At 72.4% G+C, this 20,938-nt stretch carries 21 protein-coding genes and 1 pseudogene; 6 read left to right on the forward strand and 16 right to left on the reverse strand.

Going from position 1 to position 20,938, the window contains the following annotated elements:
• Positions 1-59: 59 nt before the first annotated feature.
• Positions 60-956: a LysR family transcriptional regulator gene (locus ACWD1U_RS21710; RefSeq protein ID WP_451109691.1), complete on the reverse strand. Its 897-nt coding sequence runs from the start codon at positions 954-956 to the stop codon at positions 60-62.
• A gap of 80 nt (positions 957-1,036) precedes the next feature.
• Between ACWD1U_RS21710 and ACWD1U_RS21715 the strand changes: the two genes are divergently transcribed.
• The 3 genes from ACWD1U_RS21715 to ACWD1U_RS21725 all read left to right on the forward strand — a co-directional run bounded on the left by ACWD1U_RS21715 (position 1,037) and on the right by ACWD1U_RS21725 (position 3,419).
• Positions 1,037-1,705, forward strand: coding sequence for an MOSC domain-containing protein (locus ACWD1U_RS21715; RefSeq protein ID WP_451109693.1), 669 nt, complete (start codon positions 1,037-1,039; stop codon positions 1,703-1,705).
• A 94-nt stretch (positions 1,706-1,799) separates the two neighbouring features.
• The gene (locus ACWD1U_RS21720; protein ID WP_451109695.1) at positions 1,800-2,573 is read left to right on the forward strand and encodes an SDR family NAD(P)-dependent oxidoreductase; all 774 of its coding nucleotides are present in this window, start codon (positions 1,800-1,802) and stop codon (positions 2,571-2,573) included.
• Between the two features lie 138 nt (positions 2,574-2,711).
• Positions 2,712-3,419 (forward strand): ester cyclase, encoded by a 708-nt coding sequence (locus ACWD1U_RS21725; protein ID WP_451109696.1) that lies wholly within the window; start codon positions 2,712-2,714, stop codon positions 3,417-3,419.
• A gap of 72 nt (positions 3,420-3,491) precedes the next feature.
• On the opposite strand, the gene groL is transcribed toward ACWD1U_RS21725, so the two are convergent.
• The 4 genes from groL to ACWD1U_RS21745 form a co-directional block, all read right to left on the reverse strand.
• Entirely contained in the window at positions 3,492-5,117 is a 1,626-nt protein-coding gene (gene groL, locus ACWD1U_RS21730; protein ID WP_451109698.1) for a chaperonin GroEL, read from the reverse strand.
• A gap of 115 nt (positions 5,118-5,232) precedes the next feature.
• Complete coding sequence (gene groES, locus ACWD1U_RS21735) at positions 5,233-5,541, reverse strand: co-chaperone GroES (RefSeq protein WP_003974211.1); 309 nt, start codon at positions 5,539-5,541, stop codon at positions 5,233-5,235.
• 343 nt (positions 5,542-5,884) lie between these two features.
• The gene (locus tag ACWD1U_RS21740; RefSeq protein ID WP_451109701.1) at positions 5,885-6,610 is read right to left on the reverse strand and encodes a polysaccharide deacetylase family protein; all 726 of its coding nucleotides are present in this window, start codon (positions 6,608-6,610) and stop codon (positions 5,885-5,887) included.
• Positions 6,607-7,533: a polysaccharide deacetylase family protein gene (locus ACWD1U_RS21745; RefSeq protein ID WP_451109702.1), complete on the reverse strand. Its 927-nt coding sequence runs from the start codon at positions 7,531-7,533 to the stop codon at positions 6,607-6,609. The genes ACWD1U_RS21740 and ACWD1U_RS21745 overlap by 4 nt, the downstream gene beginning before the upstream one ends.
• Before the next feature lie 116 nt (positions 7,534-7,649).
• Here ACWD1U_RS21745 and ACWD1U_RS21750 point away from each other — a divergent pair, with 116 nt between their 5' ends.
• Positions 7,650-8,813 carry a class I SAM-dependent methyltransferase gene (locus ACWD1U_RS21750; protein ID WP_451109704.1) on the forward strand — a complete coding sequence of 388 codons (1,164 nt, stop codon included), beginning with the start codon at positions 7,650-7,652 and terminating at the stop codon, positions 8,811-8,813.
• Positions 8,814-8,816: 3 nt separating this feature from the next.
• Here ACWD1U_RS21750 and ACWD1U_RS21755 read toward each other — a convergent pair.
• The 4 genes and pseudogenes from ACWD1U_RS21755 to ACWD1U_RS21770 all read right to left on the reverse strand — a co-directional run.
• Positions 8,817-9,131, reverse strand: a pseudogene (locus ACWD1U_RS21755) (RNA polymerase subunit sigma-24); the annotation flags it as partial.
• Positions 9,132-9,159: 28 nt separating this feature from the next.
• Positions 9,160-10,206 carry an LCP family protein gene (locus ACWD1U_RS21760; protein WP_451109706.1) on the reverse strand — a complete coding sequence of 349 codons (1,047 nt, stop codon included), beginning with the start codon at positions 10,204-10,206 and terminating at the stop codon, positions 9,160-9,162.
• 72 nt (positions 10,207-10,278) lie between these two features.
• Positions 10,279-11,631 carry an endo-1,4-beta-xylanase gene (locus tag ACWD1U_RS21765; protein WP_451109708.1) on the reverse strand — a complete coding sequence of 451 codons (1,353 nt, stop codon included), beginning with the start codon at positions 11,629-11,631 and terminating at the stop codon, positions 10,279-10,281.
• Positions 11,632-11,712: 81 nt separating this feature from the next.
• On the reverse strand, positions 11,713-12,780 hold the full coding sequence (locus ACWD1U_RS21770) for a LacI family DNA-binding transcriptional regulator (protein WP_451109710.1): 1,068 nt from the start codon (positions 12,778-12,780) through the stop codon (positions 11,713-11,715).
• A gap of 184 nt (positions 12,781-12,964) precedes the next feature.
• Here ACWD1U_RS21770 and ACWD1U_RS21775 point away from each other — a divergent pair, with 184 nt between their 5' ends.
• Complete coding sequence (locus ACWD1U_RS21775) at positions 12,965-15,274, forward strand: beta-xylosidase/alpha-l-arabinosidase (protein WP_451109712.1); 2,310 nt, start codon at positions 12,965-12,967, stop codon at positions 15,272-15,274.
• 194 nt (positions 15,275-15,468) lie between these two features.
• Here ACWD1U_RS21775 and ACWD1U_RS21780 read toward each other — a convergent pair whose 3' ends face one another.
• Genes ACWD1U_RS21780 through tsaB form a run of 4 tightly spaced genes read right to left on the reverse strand, consistent with a single transcriptional unit; the run spans position 15,469 to position 17,963 of the window.
• Positions 15,469-15,726 carry a hypothetical protein gene (locus ACWD1U_RS21780; RefSeq protein ID WP_451109714.1) on the reverse strand — a complete coding sequence of 86 codons (258 nt, stop codon included), beginning with the start codon at positions 15,724-15,726 and terminating at the stop codon, positions 15,469-15,471.
• On the reverse strand, positions 15,723-16,814 hold the full coding sequence (tsaD, locus tag ACWD1U_RS21785; protein ID WP_451109715.1) for a tRNA (adenosine(37)-N6)-threonylcarbamoyltransferase complex transferase subunit TsaD: 1,092 nt from the start codon (positions 16,812-16,814) through the stop codon (positions 15,723-15,725). The genes ACWD1U_RS21780 and tsaD overlap by 4 nt, the downstream gene beginning before the upstream one ends.
• Positions 16,807-17,313, reverse strand: coding sequence for a ribosomal protein S18-alanine N-acetyltransferase (gene rimI / locus ACWD1U_RS21790; protein WP_451109717.1), 507 nt, complete (start codon positions 17,311-17,313; stop codon positions 16,807-16,809). Before rimI ends, tsaD begins: the two co-directional genes overlap by 8 nt.
• Positions 17,310-17,963 carry a tRNA (adenosine(37)-N6)-threonylcarbamoyltransferase complex dimerization subunit type 1 TsaB gene (tsaB, locus tag ACWD1U_RS21795; RefSeq protein ID WP_451109719.1) on the reverse strand — a complete coding sequence of 218 codons (654 nt, stop codon included), beginning with the start codon at positions 17,961-17,963 and terminating at the stop codon, positions 17,310-17,312. Before tsaB ends, rimI begins: the two co-directional genes overlap by 4 nt.
• Positions 17,964-18,076: 113 nt before the next feature.
• Between tsaB and ACWD1U_RS21800 the strand changes: the two genes are divergently transcribed.
• Positions 18,077-18,637, forward strand: coding sequence for a hypothetical protein (locus ACWD1U_RS21800; RefSeq protein ID WP_451109721.1), 561 nt, complete (start codon positions 18,077-18,079; stop codon positions 18,635-18,637).
• Between the two features lie 24 nt (positions 18,638-18,661).
• Here ACWD1U_RS21800 and ACWD1U_RS21805 read toward each other — a convergent pair whose 3' ends face one another.
• From ACWD1U_RS21805 to ACWD1U_RS21815, 3 genes are all read right to left on the reverse strand, one after another.
• On the reverse strand, positions 18,662-18,829 hold the full coding sequence (locus tag ACWD1U_RS21805; RefSeq protein ID WP_451109723.1) for a hypothetical protein: 168 nt from the start codon (positions 18,827-18,829) through the stop codon (positions 18,662-18,664).
• 166 nt (positions 18,830-18,995) lie between these two features.
• Positions 18,996-19,517 (reverse strand): tRNA (adenosine(37)-N6)-threonylcarbamoyltransferase complex ATPase subunit type 1 TsaE, encoded by a 522-nt coding sequence (tsaE, locus tag ACWD1U_RS21810; protein ID WP_451109725.1) that lies wholly within the window; start codon positions 19,515-19,517, stop codon positions 18,996-18,998.
• Positions 19,518-19,606: 89 nt separating this feature from the next.
• On the reverse strand, positions 19,607-20,851 hold the full coding sequence (locus ACWD1U_RS21815; RefSeq protein ID WP_451109727.1) for an alpha/beta fold hydrolase: 1,245 nt from the start codon (positions 20,849-20,851) through the stop codon (positions 19,607-19,609).
• Positions 20,852-20,938 lie beyond the last annotated feature (87 nt).

The raw sequence follows: 20,938 nt of genomic DNA on the forward strand, positions 1-20,938 counted from the left end.
TTTCTGCGAACAGGCACGCGCACGCGTGCCGTTGGTTTTTTGAAGCGGGTGAGCCGTTGCTAGCGGTGGGCGGCCCGTGCCAGCTGGTCGAGTGTCGCCGCCACCGCCGGGACCTGCGCGAGGTCGGGCAGGGTGAGCGCGACGATCTCCCGCCGCACCGCCGGTTCCAGCGTCACGCTGCGCACCCCCCGGGGCCGTACCGACTCGACGGCCAGCTGGGGCAGCACGGCCACGCCCAGTCCGGCGCCGACGAGGCCGACCACCGCCGGGTAGTCGTCGGTGGCGAAGTCGATGCGCGGGGTGAAACCGGCCGCCGCGCACACCTCGGTCAGCTGGCCGCGACAGCGCGGGCAGCCCGCGATCCACGGCTCCTCGGCGAGCTCGCCGATGGCGACGGACTCCGCACCGGCGAGCCGGTGCCGCTCCGGTACGAGCGCGACGAGCCGGTCCGACAGCAGCGGCCGTACGACGAGGTCGTCCCACTCCTCGGCGCCCGCGGCCCCCTCGTAGCGGAAGGCGAGCGCCACGTCGCAGTCGCCCTCGCGCAGCAGGCCGACGGACGCGGGGGGCTCGGCCTCCTCCAGGGAGACGCGGGTGCCGGGGTGCGCCGCGCGCAGGGCGGCGAGGGCCGTGGGGACGAGCGTGGAGCTGCCGCTGGGGAAGGAGACGAGCCGGACCCGGCCCGCGCGCAGACCGGCGATGGCGGCGACCTCCTCCTCCGCGGCCGTGAGCCCGGCGAGGATCCCGGCGGCGTGCCGTACCAGCGCCTCACCGGCCTGGGTCAGGCGCATCTCCCGACCGGTGCGGATCAGCAGAGGGGTGCCGACGGACGTTTCCAGGGCCTTCATCTGCTGGCTGACGGCGGGCTGGGTGCAGCCCAGTTCCCGCCCTGCGGCGGAGAAGGAGCCGGTGGCCGCGACGGCGCGCAGGACGCGGAGATGGCGAGCTTCGATCACGCCATGAGAATAAGCGACCCTTTGGCCGCACCGCGAATAATGCGTCGACACTTTGGGATCGGCTCCCTTACCGTGCGGGCATGAAGCTTCTGTCAGTGAACCTGGGCCGGGCCAAGGCTGTGGCGTACACGGACAACCCGGAGGGCGTGACCGGGATCGACAAGCGGCCGGTGGAGGGGCCGGTGCGGGTCTCCGCGCCGGGGCCCAAGGGCGTCGGTGGGAGCGGGCTGGCCGGGGACGCGGTGTGCAAGCTGGAACACCACGGCGGCGATGACCAGGCGGTGTACGCGATGGCCCGCGAGGACCTGGACGAGTGGGAGCGCGAGCTGGGGCGGACGCTGGCCGACGGCGCGTTCGGCGAGAACCTCACGACCCAGGGCCTCGACGTGTCGGGCGCGCTCATCGGGGAGCGCTGGCGCATCGGCCCCGAGGTGGTGCTGGAGATCACCTCCGGGCGGATCCCGTGCCGCACGTTCCAGGGCCACATGGACGAGAAGGGCTGGGTGAAGCGGTTCACGCAGCGGGGTGCGCCGGGGGCGTATCTGCGGGTGATCGAGCCCGGCGAGATCCGCGCGGGCGATGCCGTCGAGATCGTGCACCGGCCCGGCCACGACGTCACGGTGGCCCTGCTGTTCCGGGCGGTGACGACCGAGCGGACGCTGCTGCCGCGGCTGCTGGCGGCGGGTGAGGCGCTGCACCCCGAACTGCTGAGGACGGCGCGGGAGTACCAGGAGAAGCACGGGCACTGACGGCGGCTCACCACGCCCGTCTCCACCGACCCTTCACCTCCGACGGCCCTGAGGGGAAGCGGATGCACGCAGTCCAGGTCACTACCCTTCTGCCATGACAACGGCTCTGATTACGGGATCGACGGCAGGCATCGGGGCCGCGTTCGCGCGGCGGCTGGCGGCGGACGGGCACAACCTGGTGCTGGTGGCCCGCGACACCCAGCGGCTTCGGGAGCAGGCGACCGAGTTGCACGACCGGCACGGCATCGAGGCGGAGGTGCTGACGGCCGACCTGGCCGAGGACGAGGGCATCGAGGCGGTGGCCGACCGCCTCGGCGACCGCAGGAACCCCGTCGACCTGCTGATCAACAACGCCGGATTCGGCAACAAGGGCCGCTTCCTCGACGTCTCCATGGCCGACGAGCTGCGGATGCTGAAGGTGCACTGCGAGGCGGTGCTGCGGCTGACGTCGGCGGCGACTCAGGCCATGCGGGAGCGCGGCCGCGGCGGCGTCGTCAACGTCGCGTCGGTGGCCGCTTTCGTGCCCCGGGGCACCTACGGCGCGTCCAAGGCCTGGGTCGTGCAGTTCACGCAGGGCGCGGCGCGCGACCTGGACGGCAGCGGCGTACGGCTGATGGCACTGTGCCCCGGCTTCGTCCGCACCGAGTTCCACGAGCGGGCGGGCATGGGCACGGACAACATCCCGGGCTGGATGTGGCTCGACGCGGACAAGCTGGTGGCGGCGGCACTGCACGACCTGGCCCGCGGCAAGACGCTGTCCGTCCCGGACCCGCGCTACAAGGCGCTGATGGGTGCGGCGAAGCTGGTGCCGCGGGGGATGCTGGGGGCGGTTTCGTCCAGGACGGGGCGGAAGTACGGGCCTCAGTAGCGGGAACCTCGCCGGTCCGGCCTTGCGCCGCGCGGTCGGCTCGGCCGGCTCCTCCTCACCGGGGCCGGGAGGCACCCGGGCGCCCCGCTTGGGACAATGAAGCTGTTCCACCGCCCCAGGGGGGCCGGAGGCGAGGCCATGACCTTCGTACAGCTCATCGAATGCAGGACCAGCCGGCTCGACGAGATGAACCGGCTGATGGACAGGTGGGTCGAGCAGACCAAGGGGAAGCGGACCGCGACGCACAGCGTGCTGGCGAAGGACCGGGCCGACGCGTCGCACATCGTCGAGATCGTGGAGTTCCCCTCGTACGAGGAGGCGATGCGGAACTCCGGGCTTCCGGAGACCGACCGCGTCTTCCAGGACATGGTGGCGCTCTGCGACGAGACGCCGACGTTCACGGACCTGGACGTGGTGCGGGACGAGCAGCTGAACGCGGCCACCGCGCGCAGGTTCTTCGAGCTGGCCCCCGGCCAGGGTGACGCGCCCCCGTTCAACGACGTGTTCATCGAGGACTACCACGACCACGATCCCGCCAATGCGCAGGACGTCATCGGACTGGACGCGGTGCGGCGCGAGGTGGAGGTGTGGCGGGGCGGGTTCGACGCCTCGTTCACCATCGAGGACCAGATGGCCCAGGGCGACCGGGTCTGCACCCGGTGGACCTTCCACGGCCGGCACAAGGGCGACTTCCTCGGGATTCCGCCGACCGGGCAGGAGGTCACCATCACCGGGACGACCGTCCACCGCTGCACGCCGGACGGGAAGATCGCCGAGGGCTGGTGGCAGTACGACCGGCTGGGGCTGATGCAGCAGCTCGGGGCGCTGGATCCGCTGGAGCTGTGACAGGAGCCCGGTACGGGAGAAGCCCCCGTTCCGCGCGAGGCGGGACGGGGGCTCCTCTCAGAGGTCGGTGCCTCAGTGGGAGTGGCCGTGGCTGTGGCCTCCGGCGGCCGGCTCCTCCTCTTCCTTCTTCTCGACGACCAGGGTCTCGGTCGTGAGGAGGAGGGAGGCGATGGAGGCGGCGTTCTCCAGGGCGGAGCGGGTGACCTTCACCGGGTCGATGACGCCGGCCTTGACCAGGTCGCCGTACTCGCCGGTGGCGGCGTTGAAGCCCTGGCCCTTGTCGAGCTCGGCGACCTTGGAGGTGATGACGTAACCCTCCAGGCCGGCGTTCTCGGCGATCCAGCGCAGCGGCTCGACGGCGGCCTTGCGCACGACGGCGACACCGGTGGCCTCGTCGCCGGTCTTGCCGAGGTTGCCCTCGAGGACCTTGACGGCGTGGACCAGCGCGGAGCCACCACCGGAGACGATGCCCTCCTCGACCGCGGCGCGGGTCGCGGAGATGGCGTCCTCCAGACGGTGCTTGCGCTCCTTGAGCTCGACCTCGGTGGCGGCACCCACGCGGATGACGCACACGCCGCCGGCCAGCTTCGCGAGGCGCTCCTGGAGCTTCTCGCGGTCCCAGTCGGAGTCGGTGGACTCGATCTCGGCCTTGATCTGGGCGACGCGGCCCTGCACGTCGTCCTTGTTGCCGGCGCCGTCGACAACCGTGGTGTCGTCCTTGGTGACGGTGACGCGGCGGGCGGAGCCGAGGACGTCCAGACCGACCTGGTCGAGCTTGAGGCCGACCTCCTCGGAGACGACCGTGGCGCCGGTGAGGACCGCCAGGTCCTGCAGCATCGCCTTGCGGCGGTCGCCGAAGCCGGGGGCCTTCACCGCGACGGCGTTGAAGGTGCCGCGGATCTTGTTCACGACGAGGGTGGACAGGGCCTCGCCCTCGACGTCCTCGGCGATGATCAGCAGCGGCTTGGAGGCGTTGGACTGGATGACCTTCTCCAGCAGCGGCAGGAGGTCCGCGATGGCGGAGATCTTGCCCTGCGTGATGAGGATGTACGGGTCGTCCAGGACGGCTTCCATGCGCTCCTGGTCCGTCACGAAGTACGGCGACAGGTAGCCCTTGTCGAAGGCCATGCCCTCGGTGAAGTCCAGCTCCAGACCGAAGGTGTTGGACTCCTCGACGGTGATCACACCGTCCTTGCCGACCTTGTCCATCGCCTCGGCGATGAGCTCGCCGACCTGGCTGTCCTGGGCGGACAGACCGGCGACGGCGGCGATGTCGGACTTCTCGTCGATCGGCCGGGCGGTCGCGAGGAGTTCCTCGGACACAGCGGCGACGGCGGCGTCGATGCCCTTCTTCAGGGCGGCCGGGGAAGCACCGGCGGCGACGTTCTTCAGGCCCTCGCGCACGAGCGCCTGGGCGAGCACGGTCGCGGTGGTCGTACCGTCACCCGCGATGTCGTTGGTCTTGGTCGCCACCTCCTTGACCAGCTGGGCACCGAGGTTCTCGTACGGGTCCTCGATCTCGACCTCGCGGGCGATCGTGACACCGTCGTTGGTGATGGTGGGAGCGCCGAACTTCTTGTCGATGACGACGTTGCGGCCCTTGGGGCCGATCGTCACCTTGACCGTGTCGGCAAGCTTGTTGACGCCGCGCTCGAGGGCGCGACGGGCGTCCTCGTCGAACTTCAGGATCTTCGCCATGGGAGCGTGAGCCCTCTTCCGGAATCTGGGGTAACGGCACTGCGCCCCGGGCGCCCGGCTTGTTGTCGCTCGCGGGGGCCAGGGGCGCAGTTCAAAGCAATGTGCTTGGGGTGAACTACTTCTCGACGATCGCGAGCACGTCGCGGGCCGAGAGGACGAGGTACTCCTCGCCGTTGTACTTCACCTCGGTGCCGCCGTACTTGCTGTAGAGCACGACGTCGCCGACGGAGACGTCGAGCGGAAGACGGTTGCCGTCCTCGAAGCGGCCCGGGCCCACGGCCAGGACGACGCCCTCCTGGGGCTTCTCCTTGGCGGTGTCCGGGATGACCAGGCCAGAGGCGGTGGTCTGCTCGGCGTCGAGCGGCTGGACCACAATGCGGTCCTCGAGCGGCTTGATGGCAACCTTGGAGCTGGTGGTCGTCACGATCCGACCTCCCCCTTCGGAGATCTCACGGGGTTAACTGTCTGAGGTGGCGACCAGGTCGATCCGTCGTCGCGGGTGCCGGACCTGCCCGTCGCTGTGTTGGCACTCTCCTGTGTCGAGTGCCAGAGCTGAGACTATGACCGCGATTAGCACTCGGTCAAGCGGAGTGCCAATTGCGGGCGGCGCGTCGGCCAACGCCTTCGCTGTCGGCCTACCTTCGCGCGGTGCTCGGCGACGGCGTCCCGGCTCACCGGGGCTGCCGCCCCCAGGCCCCGGCTCCGGCCTGAACGGCCTCGCCCTCGAGCGCCGGACCGGCTGAGATTCGCCGCTCGGCGCCGGGACGTCAGAGGTGGTCCTCCAGCCGTCCCACCCGCAGACCCCGGCGCTCGATCTCCCTCAGCAGGCGCTCGGTCCGTTCCGTGAGGGTCAGGGACCCGGTCTCGCCCGTCGGCACCGAGACGATGTCGCCGGGACGCAGGCCGGGCCTGCCGCGCGTGTACGTCAGTTCGCCGTCGGCCGCCAGGGACGCCCGCCAGAGGACGACCGCCCGGATGCCGCAGTCGGCGGCGGCGCGCAGGGTCGTGGTGTCGTACGTGCCGTAGGGCGGGCGGAAGAGGCTGGGGCGGATGCCGAAGCGGGAGTGGAGCTTGTGCTGCTGGCCGCAGATCTCGGCGCGCTGGCCGGCGTAGGGCAGGCCGCGCAGGGCGGGGTGGTCGAGGGTGTGGTTCTGGATGGACGCGCCGACCGCGCGCAGCCGGGCGAAGTGGCCGTAGCCGGGGCCCACGACGCTGTCCGTGAGGAACATGCTGACCGGGAGCCGCCGTTCGCGGACGAGGCCGACGAAGCGGGGGTCGCGTTCGGCGCCGTCGTCGTAGGTGAGGAAGACGACCGGGTCCCGGGTGGGGACGTGGTCGACGACGGGCGGGAGGTGGTGGGGGCGGCTCGCCGCGTGCGCCGGGTCCTGGGCCCGGCCGTCGGCGGTGCCCGGACGCTCCCCCGCCGCCCCGGCGCATCCGGTCAGCAGGAGCACGCCCGTACACAGCGCGGCGGCGGCCGCCCGCCGCCTCACAGGTAGTCCTCCAGCCGTCCCACCGCGTACCCCTCGGCCGTGACCTTGTCCAGGAAGCGGCGGATCATGTCCGGCATCGTGCCCTTCCACTGGTCGCGGCCCCGGAAGTGGGTGAGGACGATGTCGCCCGGGCGCAGCTCGCGGTCCGACTCGCGGTACTCCCAGCGGTCGGCGAAGACCTCCTCGTTCCAGAGGGGGGCGTACCTGATGCCGCAGGCCTTGGCGGCGCGCAGGGTCGCCCGGTTGTAACTGCCGTAGGGCGGGCGGAAGAGAGTGGGGCGCTTGCCGAAGCGCCTCTCCATGTAGCGCTGCATGCCGCAGATCTCTCGTTCCTGCTGCCGGTACGACAGGCCCGGCAGGTAGGGGTGGTGCAGGGTGTGGTTGTTCAGGACCACGCCTTGGGCCTGCATCCTCCGGAAGTAGCGGGCGTCGTCCTTCACCAGGTAGCCGCTGAGGAACGCGCTGTAGGGGACGTCCAGGTCGCTCATCATCCGCAGGAACGCCGGGTCCTTCTCGGCGCCGTCGTCGATGGTGAGGAAGACGACCTTGTCCCGGGTCGGGATCGTGGTGAAGACGGGCGGGAGGTTCAGTTCCCGGTGGCCGTCCACCTGGAAGCCCTTGCGGGTCTTGATCCTTGGCTTCTCCTCGGGGGCCGGCGGGGCGGACAGCGGAACCTTCCTGAGCCCCCAGCGATGCGCGGCGGCGGCCCGGGCGGCGTGCGCGGCGCGCAGTTTGGAGGCGTAGGAGTCGAGGGCGCGGGCCGGGGGCGCGTCGAGGGGCTGCTGGCCGCCGGCCGGGGTGACCCGGCCGGTACCGCCGCCCTGCGCGCAGCCTGCGGCGATGGCGGCGAGGGTGAGCACGGCGAGGCCGGTCCGCACACCGCCAGATACCCGACTTTTGTCGTTTTGTACGACTGCTCGCATGATGCCGGATCCTCGCAGCCGGTCTCCGCGAACCGGCCCCGACACCGCGGCCGGGGGCGCACCATCCACCGACTGGCCCACACACCTCCCTCGGCGCCGTGGCGGACAATGATCGGGTGAACGACCTCGCTCTCCTCCTGACCTCCGAAGGCCGCGCCCTCCTCGACGAGGTGCGGGACACCGACCCGGCGCGGGAGCTGGCCGTCGCGACCCGGCTGCGCCGCGAGCACCCGGCAGAGCTGGTGTCGGCGGCGCTGGGTCAGGCGCGGCTGCGGCAGCGGGCGGCCGTGAAGTTGGGAGCCGAGGACGCGGGGCGGATGTTCTTCACGCCGAACGGGGTGGAGCAGTCGACCCGGGCGAGCGTGGCGGCCTACCGGGCCGGGCGGATGGCCGAGCTCGGTGTGACCTCGGTCGCCGACCTGTGCTGCGGCATCGGCGGTGACGCGATCGCGCTGGCCCGTGCCGGGATCCGGGTCCTGGCCGTGGACCGGGACCCGCAGACGGCCGCGGCGGCCCGGGCGAACGCTGACGCGCTGGGGCTGGCCGACCTGATCGAGGTGCGGGAGGCGGACGTCACGGACGTGGACACGGCGGGGTACGACGCCGTCTTCGTCGACCCGGCCAGGCGTGGCGGCCGGGGCCGGATCTTCGACCCCGAGGCCTACTCACCACCCCTGTCCTGGGCGGTCCGTGCCGCCCGCCGGGCGCCTGGCGCCGCCGCGCTGAAGATCGCCCCCGGCATCCCGCACGAGTCGGTCCCGGACGATGCCGAGGCCGAGTGGATCTCCGACGGCGGGGACGTCAAGGAGGCGGTGCTGTGGTTCGGCACCGAGCCGGGCGCGGTACGGGCCACCCTGCTGCCGGGCCCCCGCACCCTGCTCTCGCGCGGCCTGCCCGACCCGCGGGTCCGCCCGCCCGGCCGCTATCTCTACGAGCCCGACGGCGCCGTCATCCGCGCCCATCTGGTCGCCGAGGTGGCCGACCAGGTCGACGGCGGACTGCTCGACGCGACCATCGCGTACGTCACGTCCGACGCACTCCGGCCGACCCCGTACGCCACCGCCTACGAGCTCACCGACCACCTCCCCTTCAACGTCAAGAAGCTGAAGGCCCTGCTGCGGGAGCGTCAGGTCGGCACGCTGACCGTGAAGAAGCGCGGCTCGGCGGTCGAGCCGGAGGAGCTCCGCAGGAAGGTCAAGCCGCAGGGCCCGCACGCGGCCACGGTGTTTCTGACCCGGGTCGCCGGAGCACCGGCGATGCTGATCGGGCGCCCCGCCTGACGTTCAGGACTCCTCCGCCGCCCGCCGCAGCTCCCTCTCCCGCGCGTTGCTCGTCAGGGCCGCCGCCCGTTCGAACTCGGCCCGGGCCTGAGTCGTCCGGCCGAGGCGGGACAGGAGGTCGCCGCGGACGCTGGGCACCAGGTGGTCGTCGCGCAGGGCGGGGTCACCGGCCAGGGCGTCGACGAGGGGCAGGGCGGTTGCCGGGCCCTCGGGCATCGAGCCTGGCCACCGCGCGGTTCAGCTCCACGACCGGCGACGGCAAGCGGCGGCCAGGGGGCCGTAGAGGGTGGCGATGCGGGACCAGCCGGTCTCCGGGTACGGGCCGGGGTGCCGGAGTTTCCGCAGGTCAGCGCAGCGACTTCCACAGCTTCCGCGCCTGAGGCTCCTCCGCCACCACCCGGTTGGGGTCCGACGGTGCCCGCACCACCGGCATCGTCACCGTCCGGACCCCGCCCGGCGCAAGGCCCTGCAGGCTCTGGCCGAGCCCGGCCAGTTCGGTGAGGGAGTCGAGGCCGGTGTCCGTGGTCAGGCCGGTGGTCACCGTGTCGGCGACGCGGTAGAGCTTCGCCGGGTCGGAGAGCAGGTTCTGGGAGTCGATCTGCTCCAGCAGGGCCTTCACCAGTTTCTGCTGGAGGCCTATGCGGCCGAGGTCGCTGCCGTCGCCTATGCCGTGCCGGGTGCGGGCCAGGGCGAGGGCCCGGACGCCGTCCAGGTGGTGGGTGCCCGCCTTCAGGTGCAGATGGCTGTCGTCGTCGGAGATGTCCTCGTCCGTGGTGACGGTGACACCGCCGAGCGCGTCCACCAGCTCGGCGAAGCCGGAGAAGTCGATCTCGACGTAGTGGTCCATGCGCACGTTCGTCATCGACTCGACCGTCTTCACCGCGCAGACCGGACCGCCCACGGCGTACGCGCTGTTGAACATCGAGCGGTACGCGACCGCCGTCGACCCGCCGGACGGGCGTGGACAGGACGGGCGGGTGACCAGGGTGTCACGCGGGATGCTCACCACCGTGGCGGTGGTCCGCCCGGCGTCGAGATGCACGACCATCGCCGTGTCGGAGCGGGCACCGGAGCTGTCGCCGCCGCCGAGCTTGCGGTTCTCCTTGCCGCTGCGCGAGTCCGAGCCCAGCACGAGGATGTTGAGCGCCTCGCCGGGCGGGGCGGACGCCGCGGGCGACGGCGCGCTCAGCGGCTTCGGCGGGCGGTCGCCGCCGAGCGCGTTGTCGATGTCGACGCTTTTGATGTTGCTGTCGAGATGCCAATAGGCCCAGCCCGCCGCGCCGGTGCCCAGCACCAGCGCGCCTGCCAGGGTGAGGCCGGCGATCCTCAGTGCTCTCCATCGCCGGCCCGCTGCTCTGCCGACCCCGTCACGTCCCGTCACGGGCAGGAACATAAGTCCGAATTATTACGGGCAGGGAGCCCAGGGCGCCTTTTCTTCGGAAATTCTCAGATTTCAGGGCCCGACTCACCCCAGGGCCACCACCGGCACCGGATTGCTCCCGCTCCACGAGCCGTTGAACCCGAACGTCACCGAACCGCCGTCCGCCACCGACCCGTTGTACGGGGCGTTCGCGCAACTGACCGCCGAGCCGGTCTGCGTGCAGCTCGCGTTCCAGGCCTGGGTGATCCGCTGCCCCGCCCCGAACGTCCAGTTCGCCTTCCAGGAGGACAGCGAGGCGCCCGAGCAGGCGATCCGCACCTGGCCCGTGTAGCCGGTGCTCCACTGGCTGGTGACGCTGTACGTCGCCGTGCAGGCACCGGTCGGCGGCGGGGTCGCCGTCCCGCCCAGCGCCTCCGCGATGGCGTGGTACGCCGGTTTGGGCTGGTAGTTCTCGTCGTACGGGGTCGCCGCGCCCTGACCCGGGAAGGTGTCCGGGATCCAGGAGTCGGAGTCGGTGAAGCCCCAGACGGTGACGCCGGTACAGCGGGCGACCGCGACACAGGCGTCCATGACGGCCTTGTAGTCGGCGGCCTGCTGGGTCAGCTTCGCCTGTGTCGCCGGGAGCTGCATCCGGATGTCCAGCTCGGTGATCGCCACGTCGACGCCGAGGTCTGCGAAGCGCTGGATGTTCTGCCGCAGCGTCGAGGGCACCTGGCCGACGATGAGATGGGCCTGCAGCCCCACCCCGTCGATCGGGACCCCGCGCTCCTTCAGGGACTTGACCAGGTCGTACAGGGCGGTGCTCTTCGCGTTGACCCCCTCGACGTTGTAGTCGTTGATGTACAGCTTCGCGCTCGGGTCGGCGGCCCGGGCCCAGGTCAGGGCCTGCGCGATGTAGTCCTGGCCGAGGGTGTCGTGGAAGAGGGTCCGGCGGTAGGTGCCGTCCTCGTTGAACGGCTCGTTGACCACGTCCCAGGCGGCCAGCCGGCCCTTGTAACGGCCGACCTCGGTGGCGATGTGGTCCTGGACGATCGCGCTGAGCTGGTCACGGGTCCAGCTGCCGTTGGTCAGCCAGTCCGGGTTCTGCTGGTGCCAGAGCAAGGTGTGCCCGCGCACCTGCTGGCCGTGCGCCTCGGCGAAGTCCACGATCCGGTCGGCCTCGGCCCAGTTGTAGCTGCCCCGGCCGGGCTCGACCGAGCCCCACTTCATGGCGTTGCCGGGGGTGAGCCAGTTGAACTCGCGCCCGGCGATCTCGCCGTAGACGCCGGTGAGCTTGGACCCGGTGACGGCCGTGCCCATGACCTTGCCCTTGGCCGCGGCGAGGTCGCGCAGGGGCCCGTCGGCGGCCTGCGCGGCGGGGGCCGCGAGCAGCAGGGAACCTGCCGCGACCACTCCGGCCAGCAGGGATGCGAAGGAGCGCGATCTGGAGGATCTCATTGCGGTACCTCCGAAAGTTTCGGTGGTGTAACCGATTGGCTTCGGAGGAGTGTGGAGACGCCTGCCCCACCCGTCAATACGTCAACTTCCGGCCACGGGCGCGGCCGTACTGCTGCGCACCACCAGGCTCGTCGCCAGCTCCACGCGGGTCGCGGCCACAGTCCCCTCCTGCCGCCCGAGGTCGAGGACCAGCTTGGCCGCCGCCTCCGCCATCTCCGTCAGCGGCTGCCGCACGGTCGTCAGCGGCGGCCCCACCCAGGGCGCCACGGGCAGGTCGTCGAACCCGACCACGCTCAGGTCCTCGGGGATGCGCAGCCCCAGCTCGCGGGCGGCCTCGTAGAGCCCGAGCGCCTGGAGGTCGTTCCCGGCGAAGACGGCGGTCGGCCGGTCCGGGCGGCGCAGCAGCGCCAGGCCCTCGCGGTAGCCGGCCTCGTGGTGGAAGTCCCCCTCCGCGATCAGGGACGGGTCCACCGGCAGCCCGGCCGTCTCCAGCGCCGCCCGGTACCCGTCGACACGGGCCCGGCTGCACATCATCCGCGACGGTCCGCTGATCGCCCCGATCCTGCGGTGCCCCAGCTCGACCAGGTGCCGGGTGGCCGCGAGCCCGCCCTGCCAGTTGGTCGCGCCGACCGACGGCACGTCGGCCCCGGGGTCGCCGGCCGGGTCCATCACCACGAACGGGATGGAACGGCTGGTCAGCAGCGCCCGCTGCGACTCGTCGAGGCCGGACAGGACCAGGATCACCCCGTGCGGGCGGCGGGCCGCGACCTGGTCGGCCCAGGTCCGCCCGGGGGTGAGCCGCCCCGCGCTCTCCGACAGCACGACGCTGAGCCCGGCGTCCCGGGCCACGTTCTCCACACCCCGGATGACCTCCATCGCCCAGGCGCTCTCCAACTCGTGGAAGACCAGGTCGAGCAAGGGGGAACGGGTCGCCTCGGCCCGCCGGCGCCGGTAGCCGTGTACGCGCAGCAGCTCCTCGACCCGGGCCCGGGTGGCGGGGGCGACGTCGGCCCGGCCGTTCAGGACCTTCGAAACAGTCGGCGCCGACACACCGGCCTCACGGGCGATCTCGGCGAGCGTCGCGGTCTGCGCGGTGCGCACCCGCGTCCGCGTTGGCGTCCGGCTTTCAACGGGCTCCGGGGATGTCATGGCGGCGATCGTATCCCCGCGGGCCCCCTTGACGAAGCCCTCGGGGCGCCATAGGTTCCCGGAACATTCGTTGTCCAGATCGAAACATTCGGGAAGCGGGTGCGGGAAGAGGTCGGCAGTACCGTTCACGCGCTCGTGAGCACCGTTCGTGAGAGGGCCGTCCCGTCCACCCGACAGGAGCTTCATGACCACCGTGCCCTGGCGTGACCCCGCCCTGCCCGCCGCCGCCCGCGTCGACGACCTGCTCTCCCGGATGACCCTGGAGGAGAAGACCGCCCAGCTGTACGGCGTGTGGGTGGGCGCCGAGACGGACGGCGAGGGGGTCGCTCCGCACCAGCACGACATGACCGTCGACTACGACTGGGACGAGCTGATCGCCCACGGCCTCGGCCAGCTCACGCGCTCCTTCGGCACCGCCCCGGTGGACCCGGCGCTCGCCGCGCGGGCCCTGGCCCGGGCCCAGCGCCGGATCGCCGCGGCCGGCCGCTTCGGCATTCCGGCGATCGCGCACGAGGAGTGCCTCGCCGGTTTCACCGCCTGGCGGGCCACGGCCTACCCGGTCCCGCTGGCGTGGGGCGCGACCTGGGATCCCCCGCTGGTCGAGGAGATGGCCCGCCGGATCGGCGAGGACCTGCGCTCGGCGGGCGTGCACCAGGGTCTCGCGCCCGTACTGGACGTCGTACGCGATCCGCGCTGGGGCCGCGTGGAGGAGACCATCGGCGAGGACCCGTACCTGGTCGGCACGGTCGGCTCGGCCTATGTGCGGGGCCTGGAGTCGGCCGGGGTGGTCGCCACGCTCAAGCACTTCGCCGGGTACGCCTCCTCGGCCGGGGCCCGCAACCTCGCCCCGGTCCGGGCCGGCCTCCGCGAGCTCGCGGACATCACCCTCCCGCCTTTCGAGATGGCGCTGCGCGAGGGCGGGGCCCGCTCGGTGATGGCCGCCTACACCGAGACGGACGGCGTCCCGGCCTCCGCGGACCCCGAACTGCTCACCCGGCTGCTGCGCGAGGAATGGGGGTTCACCGGTACGGTCGTCGCCGACTACTTCGGCATCGGCTTCCTGCAGACCCTCCACCGGGTCGCCGGCACCCCTGGCGAGGCGGCCCACGCGGCCCTCGCGGCCGGCATCGACGTCGAACTGCCCACGATCAGGTGTTACGGCCGGCCCCTGCTGGACGCCGTCCGGTCCGGCCGGGTCCCGGAGGAGTTCGTGGACCGCGCGGCCCGCCGCGTCCTGCTCCAGAAGTGCGAACTGGGTCTGCTCGACGAGGACTGGACCCCCGAACCGGCCGCCACGGTCGACCTCGACTCGACGGGCAACCGGATCCTGGCCCGCCGCCTGGCCGAGGAGTCGGTGGTGCTGCTCGACAACCCCGACGGCCTGCTCCCGCTCGCCCCCGACACCCGGATCACGGTGATCGGCCCCCGGGCGGCCGACGCCCTGGCCATGCTGGGCTGCTACTCCTTCCCGTCCCACGTCCTCACCCACCATCCCGGCGTGCCGATCGGCATCGAGATCCCCACCGTCCTCGACGCCCTGCGCACCGAACTCCCCGACGCCAAGGTGACCTACGCCGAGGGCTGCGAGGTGACGGACCCGGACACCTCGGGCTTCGAGGAGGCCATCGCCCGCACCGCCGAGGCGGACGTGTGCGTGGCGGTGCTCGGCGACCGGGCGGGCCTGTTCGGCCGCGGCACCTCCGGCGAGGGCTGCGACGCGACGGACCTCGGCCTGCCGGGCGTCCAGGGCGAACTGCTGGACGCGCTGGTCGCCACAGGCGTCCCCGTGGTGCTGGTCCTGCTGACCGGCCGCCCTTACGCCCTGGGCCGCTGGCACGGCCGTCTGGGAGCCGTCGTCCAGGCCTTCTTCCCCGGCGAGGAGGGCGGCCCGGCGGTCGCGGGCGTCCTGTCGGGCCGCGTGAACCCCTCGGGCCGGCTCCCCGTCAGCGTCCCCCGGGACCCCGGCGGTCAGCCCTGGACCTACCTCCAGCCGCCCCTCGGCCTCGCGGGAGAGGTCAGCAACCTCGACCCGACCCCGCTGTACGCCTTCGGCCACGGCCGCTCGTACACGGCGTTCACCTGGGAGGACGGCCCCGCGACCGAACCGGCCGAGCTCGGCACGGACGGCTCCCGCGACCTGTCCGTGACCGTCCGCAACACCGGCGACCGAGAGGGCACGGAGGTCGTGCAGCTGTACCTGCACGACCCGGTGGCGTCGGTGACCCGCCCGGACATCCGGCTGATCGGCTACCAGCGGGTGGAACTGGCCGCGGGCGAGGCGGCCCGGGTGACGTTCCGTTTCCACACGGACCTCTCGGCGTTCACCGACCGCTCGGGCCGCCGGGTGGTCGAACCGGGCGCCCTGGAACTACGGTTCGCGGCGTCCAGCACGGACGTACGCCACACGGCACACCTCACCCTCACGGGCCCGGTCCGGGTCACCGGAACCGGCCGGCGGCTGCGCTGCGAGACGGAGGTGACGGGGGTGCGGTGACTCCGTGCCGGGGGGACGCGGGGGGCGCGGGGGACGCGTGGACAGGCTGGTGCACCACGAACTACGGACGGTCGTCCCGGCCCTGGCCGCCACGGCCGTCGCCCTGACGACCGTGGTCCCGGTGCGCGGCTTCTCCCCGCCGTCCGACCGGGCCCGGCGCGGTCGCGTCGAGGGCAGGCCCTGGGAACTCTCGGTCAGCCGACGGCCACCGACTCGAACCGCCACCGGTGCACCGCCCGCGTGACCAGCCCGCCGTCCGGCTCCGGCAGTTCGGGCAGCTCGGCGTCGTACGGGGCGTCCCACCAGGTGATGACGAGGACCCGGTCCTGGGGAGCGCGCAGAACCTCCCGGCGCAGCGGCTCGCGGGGCAGCCCCTGGGCTTTCGCCCAGGCCAGCAGCTCCTCGCCCCGCCCGGGAACGGCCCGCGCCTCCCACATCAAGGCGACCGTCACGAGTAGAGGTTCTCCTTGCTGACCTCGTGCACATGGTCATGGTCGTGACCCGGGACGTGCGGCTCCGTCACCGGCAGCGAGGAGTCGGCCGACAGGTCCCAGCTCGACGCGGCGCGGTTCCTGGCCACCATCTCGGCACCGAGCGCGGCGACCATCGCGCCGTTGTCCGTGCACAGCTTGGGCCGCGGCACCCGCAGCCGGATCCCGGCGGCCTCGCAGCGCTCCTGGGCCAGGGCGCGCAGACGGGAGTTGGCGGCCACGCCGCCGCCGATCATCAGGTGGTCGACGCCCTCCTCCTTGCAGGCCCGGACGGCTTTGCGGGTCAGCACGTCCACGACCGCCTCCTGGAAGGAGGCCGCCACGTCCCGCACCGGGACCTCCTCCCCCGCCGCCCGCTTGGCCTCGATCCAGCGCGCCACGGCCGTCTTCAGACCCGAGAAGGAGAAGTCGTAGGCCGGGTCGCGCGGGCCGGTCAGCCCGCGCGGGAAGGCGATCGCGTCCGGGTCGCCCTCCTTCGCGTACCGGTCGATGACCGGGCCGCCCGGGAAGCCGAGGTTCAGCACACGGGCGATCTTGTCGAAGGCCTCGCCGGCCGCGTCGTCGATGGTCGCGCCCATCGGGCGGACGTCGGAGGTGATGTCCGAGGACAGCAGCAGCGAGGAGTGGCCGCCGGAGACCAGCAGCGCCATCGTCGGCTCGGGCAACGCGCCGTGCTCCAGCTGGTCCACGCAGATGTGCGAGGCGAGGTGGTTCACGCCGTAGAGGGGCTTGCCGAGGGCGTACGCGTACGCCTTGGCCGCCGAGACCCCGACCAGCAGGGCACCGGCGAGACCGGGACCGGCGGTGACGGCGATGCCGTCGAGGTCGCGGGCGCTGACGCCCGCCTCCTTCAGCGCACGGTCGATGGTGGGGACCATCGCCTCCAGGTGGGCGCGGCTCGCGACCTCCGGGACGACCCCGCCGAAGCGGGCGTGCTCGTCGACACTGGAGGCGACGGCGTCGGCCAGCAGGGTGGTGCCGCGGACGATGCCGACGCCGGTCTCGTCGCAGGAGGTCTCGATTCCCAGTACGAGGGGTTCGTCAGCCATGGATCTCGGTTCCTTGTACGGAGTTCTCGGGGGCGGTCAGGCGCATCACCAGGGCGTCCACGTTCCCCGGCTGGTAGTAGCCGCGCCGGACACCGATGGGCTCGAAGCCGAAGCGCTCGTACAGCTTCTGCGCGCGGACGTTGTCGACGCGGCACTCCAGCATGACCTCGGCGCACTCGAAAGCGGTGGCCGCGCGCAGCAGTTCGGCGAGCAGCCGCCCGCCGAGGCCGGTGCCCCACAGCTCGCGGGCCACGGCGATGGTCTGCACGTCGGCCTGCTCACCGGAGGTGACCAGACCGGCGTACCCGACGATGCGGGAGCCGGTCTCGGCGACCACGTACCGCCGGTTGGCCTCCGGCCCGCGGGCGTGGGCCAGCTCGGACCAGAACATGCCCCGGGACCAGGCGTCCTCGGGGAACAGGTCCCGCTCCAGCTCCAGCACGGGGTCGATGTCCCACCAGCGCATCTCGCGCAGCGCGCACGTCACGGGTTCGGTCACTTGGGGGTGACCACCTTGTAGTTCTTCGGGACCTGGGCGTCGGGGCGGCGCAGGTACAGCGGCCGGGGCGCGGGGAGCTCCTCGCCCGCCGCGAGCTTCTCGGCGGCCAGCCGGGCCAGGGCGGCGGCGGAGACGTGCTCCGGCTCGTGCGCCTCGGGGAAGGTGTCCGGGTAGAGCAGCGCGCCCGCACCGACCGCGGGGAGGCCCTTCACCTGCTCGGCGATGTCGGCGGGCCGGTCGACGGCCGGGTCGGTGACGCGGGTGCGGGAGTCGGCGTAGCGCGCCCAGTACACCTCCTTGCGGCGGGCGTCCGTCGCGACGACGAACGGGCCGTCGAGGTCGGCGGCGCGGGCGAGGCCGTCCAGCGTGCACACGCCGTGCACGGGGACGCCGAGCGCGAGACCGAAGGTGTCCGCGGTCATCAGACCGACGCGGAGCCCGGTGTACGGTCCCGGACCGATCCCGACGACGATCCCGGTGACGGCGTCGAGCCGCAGGCCGGCCTCGGCGAGCACGCGGTCGATCGCCGGCAGCAGCAGTTCCCCGTGCCGCCGCGCGTCCACCTGACTCGACGAGGCGACGACATCGCGCCCGTCGTGCAGCGCGACGGTGACAGCGGGTGTGGCGGTATCCAGAGCGAGCAAGAGCACGCAAACAGCCTACGGCTCCCCGGCGCCCGTGTCGGACGTACCTGCCGGGCCGTCACCTGCTGCTACCGTCACCTACCGTCACGACAGGGACGTACGACGTGAGGTGAGCACCGGTGGCAGCCAGCAGCTCGGGAATCGTGGCCGGGCTCACCGCCGCGGCCCTCGCGACGGTGGGCTACCTCGCCCACCAGGCGGCGGAGACCGTCCCGGCCGGCCTGGGCAGGGCGGCACCGGCGGGCGCCGCACCGGCGGCCGGTACGTCGAAGGCGGCCCAGGTCAGGAAGGACCCCACCGCACTGCCGCGCGAGTCCGGCGAGGGCGCCCGGGTCGTCTACTCGCTGCGCGCCGACCGGGTGTGGCTGGTCGGCGCGAACGGAAAGGTCGCCCGCACCTTCGGGGTCGACCCCAGTGCGGTGGATCCGGCCCCGGGCAGCTACGCGGTGACCTCCCGCTCGAACGCGGTCACCGGCTCGGACGGCATCCCCGTCGAGCACGTCGTGCGCTTCACCAGCGTGGACGGCGTGGTCATCGGCTTCAGCGCGGCCGTGGCCGGCTCGACCGCCCCCGCGCCGGACCCCAAGGTCCGGACGGGCGGCATCCGCGAGTCCCGCGCGGACGGCGCGGCGATGTGGACCTTCGCGACGATCGGCCGCAAGGTCGTGGTCGTTCGCTAGCAGGCCGCAGGCCCCGAGCAGGTTCTAGGCGGCCTCGCGGTGGTCCGCCACCGGTTCGGAGAATTCCGGCTCGGGAGCACGCGGCGGCGTGGAGACCAGTGCCGCCGCCTCGCCCGCCGCCAGCAGGTCGCGCATGGATACCCCGGCGACCGCGAACGGCAGCGGCCGCCCCGTGCTCTCTGTAGCCGACATGGACGCCTCCTGAAGGGCGGGGGCGGACGTAGTTAGGTACGCCTAACTACGGACTGGGTACCATGTGACCACGCACAAGACGCCGAACGCAACATCTTGCCGACGTCTTGTCGGAACGTTCATCAAAAGACCGCAAGACCCCGGCCGGGCCGCTTCCCGTACGGACCTACGCCGCGAGCACGCTCAGGTCGACCAGGGCCCAGCGTTCCCCCACACCGGTGATCGTCATCTGCCGGACCTCGTCGGTCGTGTCGCCCACCGCCCGGTGGATGACGACCTGGAGCCGGTCCTCGGTCAGCTCCTCGACCTTGCCCTCGCCCCACTCCACGACCACCACGGACTCGGGCAGCGACACGTCGAGGTCGAGGTCCTCCATCTCGTCCAGCCCGCCGGAGAGCCGGTAGGCGTCGACGTGGACCAAGGGCGGACCGTCGACCAGCGAGGGGTGCACCCGGGCGATCACGAAGGTCGGGGAGGTGACGGCCCCGCGCACGCCGAGCCCCTCGCCCAGCCCGCGGGTCAGCGTCGTCTTGCCCGCCCCGAGCTCCCCGCTCAGCATCACCAGATCGCCCGCGCGCAGCAATTTCGCGAGTCGGCGGCCCAGCTCCCGCATCTGCTCGGGGGAGGCGACGGTGATCTCCACGGAGCGGGAACTCCCGGAGGCGTGCGATGTTGCGGTTACTTCCATCGTCACTCACTTGCAGTAGTACATTTGTCACGCCCCGCGAGGGGCCGGTCCGGGCTGGACCGCAGCCGAAGGGCCGCAAGCCACCTCCGTCAGGAGGAGGCGGAATCACAGCCCTTCACGGTAGCCGTGGTGGGCACCGCCCCTGTACGGGCGAGCAGATCGGCGAGGCGGTCGGTGACGGCTGCCGGGTGCTCCAGCATGACAAGATGCCCGGCATCCGGCACCAGCACGAGTTCCGCACCCGGCAGGACGTCGGCGATCGCCTCGCTGTGCTCACTGGGCGTGACCAGGTCCTGCACCCCGGTCAGCACCAGCACCGGCAGGTCCGCGAAATGGACGAGCGCCTCGGTCTTGTCGTGGTCGTTGAACGCCGGGTAGTACTCGGCGACCACGTCGATCGGCGTGCTCTCGATCATGCGCTCGGCGAACCGGACGACCGCCGGGTCGACGTCCCGGGACGCGAACGAGTACCGCTTGATGACCCCCGCGAACAGGTCCGCGGTCGCCCGGCGCCCCTTCTCCACCAGCTCGGCCCGCTGTCCCAGAGCCTTCAGCACCCCGGGCAGCACCCGCCGCACGGCGTTCACGCCGGCCACCGGAAGCCCGTAGTTGACCTCGCCGAGCCGCCCCGACGACGTTCCCACGAAGGCTACGCCGACGACCCGCTCGCGGATCAGCTCGGGGTACTGGTCGGCCAGTGCCATGACCGTCATGCCGCCCATCGAGTGCCCGACCAGCACGATCGGCCCCTCGGGCACGGCCGCGTCGATGACGGCCTTCAGATCGCGGCCCAGCTGCTCGATGGTGACCGGCTCGTCGTCCCGCCCCTGCGCGACGCCCCGCCCGGACCGGCCGTGGCTGCGCTGGTCCCAGTGCACGGTCCGGACGACGCCCCTGAGCGCGGCCCGCTGGAAGTGCCAGGAGTCCTGGCTGAGGCAGTAGCCGTGGCTGAAGACGACGGTGACGGGCGCGGGGGCCTTGCGGCCGAAGAGCCTGCGGCGGCGTGAGCCCGTGGCCGGGGCGGCCTCCGCCTCGACGTCGTCGACCTCGTAGTACAGCTCCGTGCCGTCGTCGGCGAACGCCTTGCCGGGCATGCCGCGCAGCGCGCCGTACGGTCCCGCCGAGTCCAGGGCGAGCCGGGCCTTCTGGCGCATGCCGCGGCCGACCGTCATCCGCTCCAGGGCGACGCCGGCGGCCGCGCCCGCGGCCACCACGCCTATCGCCACGCCGGCGATACCGGTCGCCCGGCGCCAGCCTCCCGCCGCCCCCGCGGCGGAGGCCGCGACGGCCGCGGAGGCGACGTCCACGACGACCTCCGCACTGCTCTCGCTCACGTACCGCTCCTCCTCGCCGGGCTGCTGACGGGCGACCCGCTGGGTGATGTCACCTGTGCCGCCTGTGGTGCCTGTGGTGCCTGTGTC

The sequence above is a fragment of the Streptomyces sp. NPDC002788 genome (genome assembly GCF_053592115.1).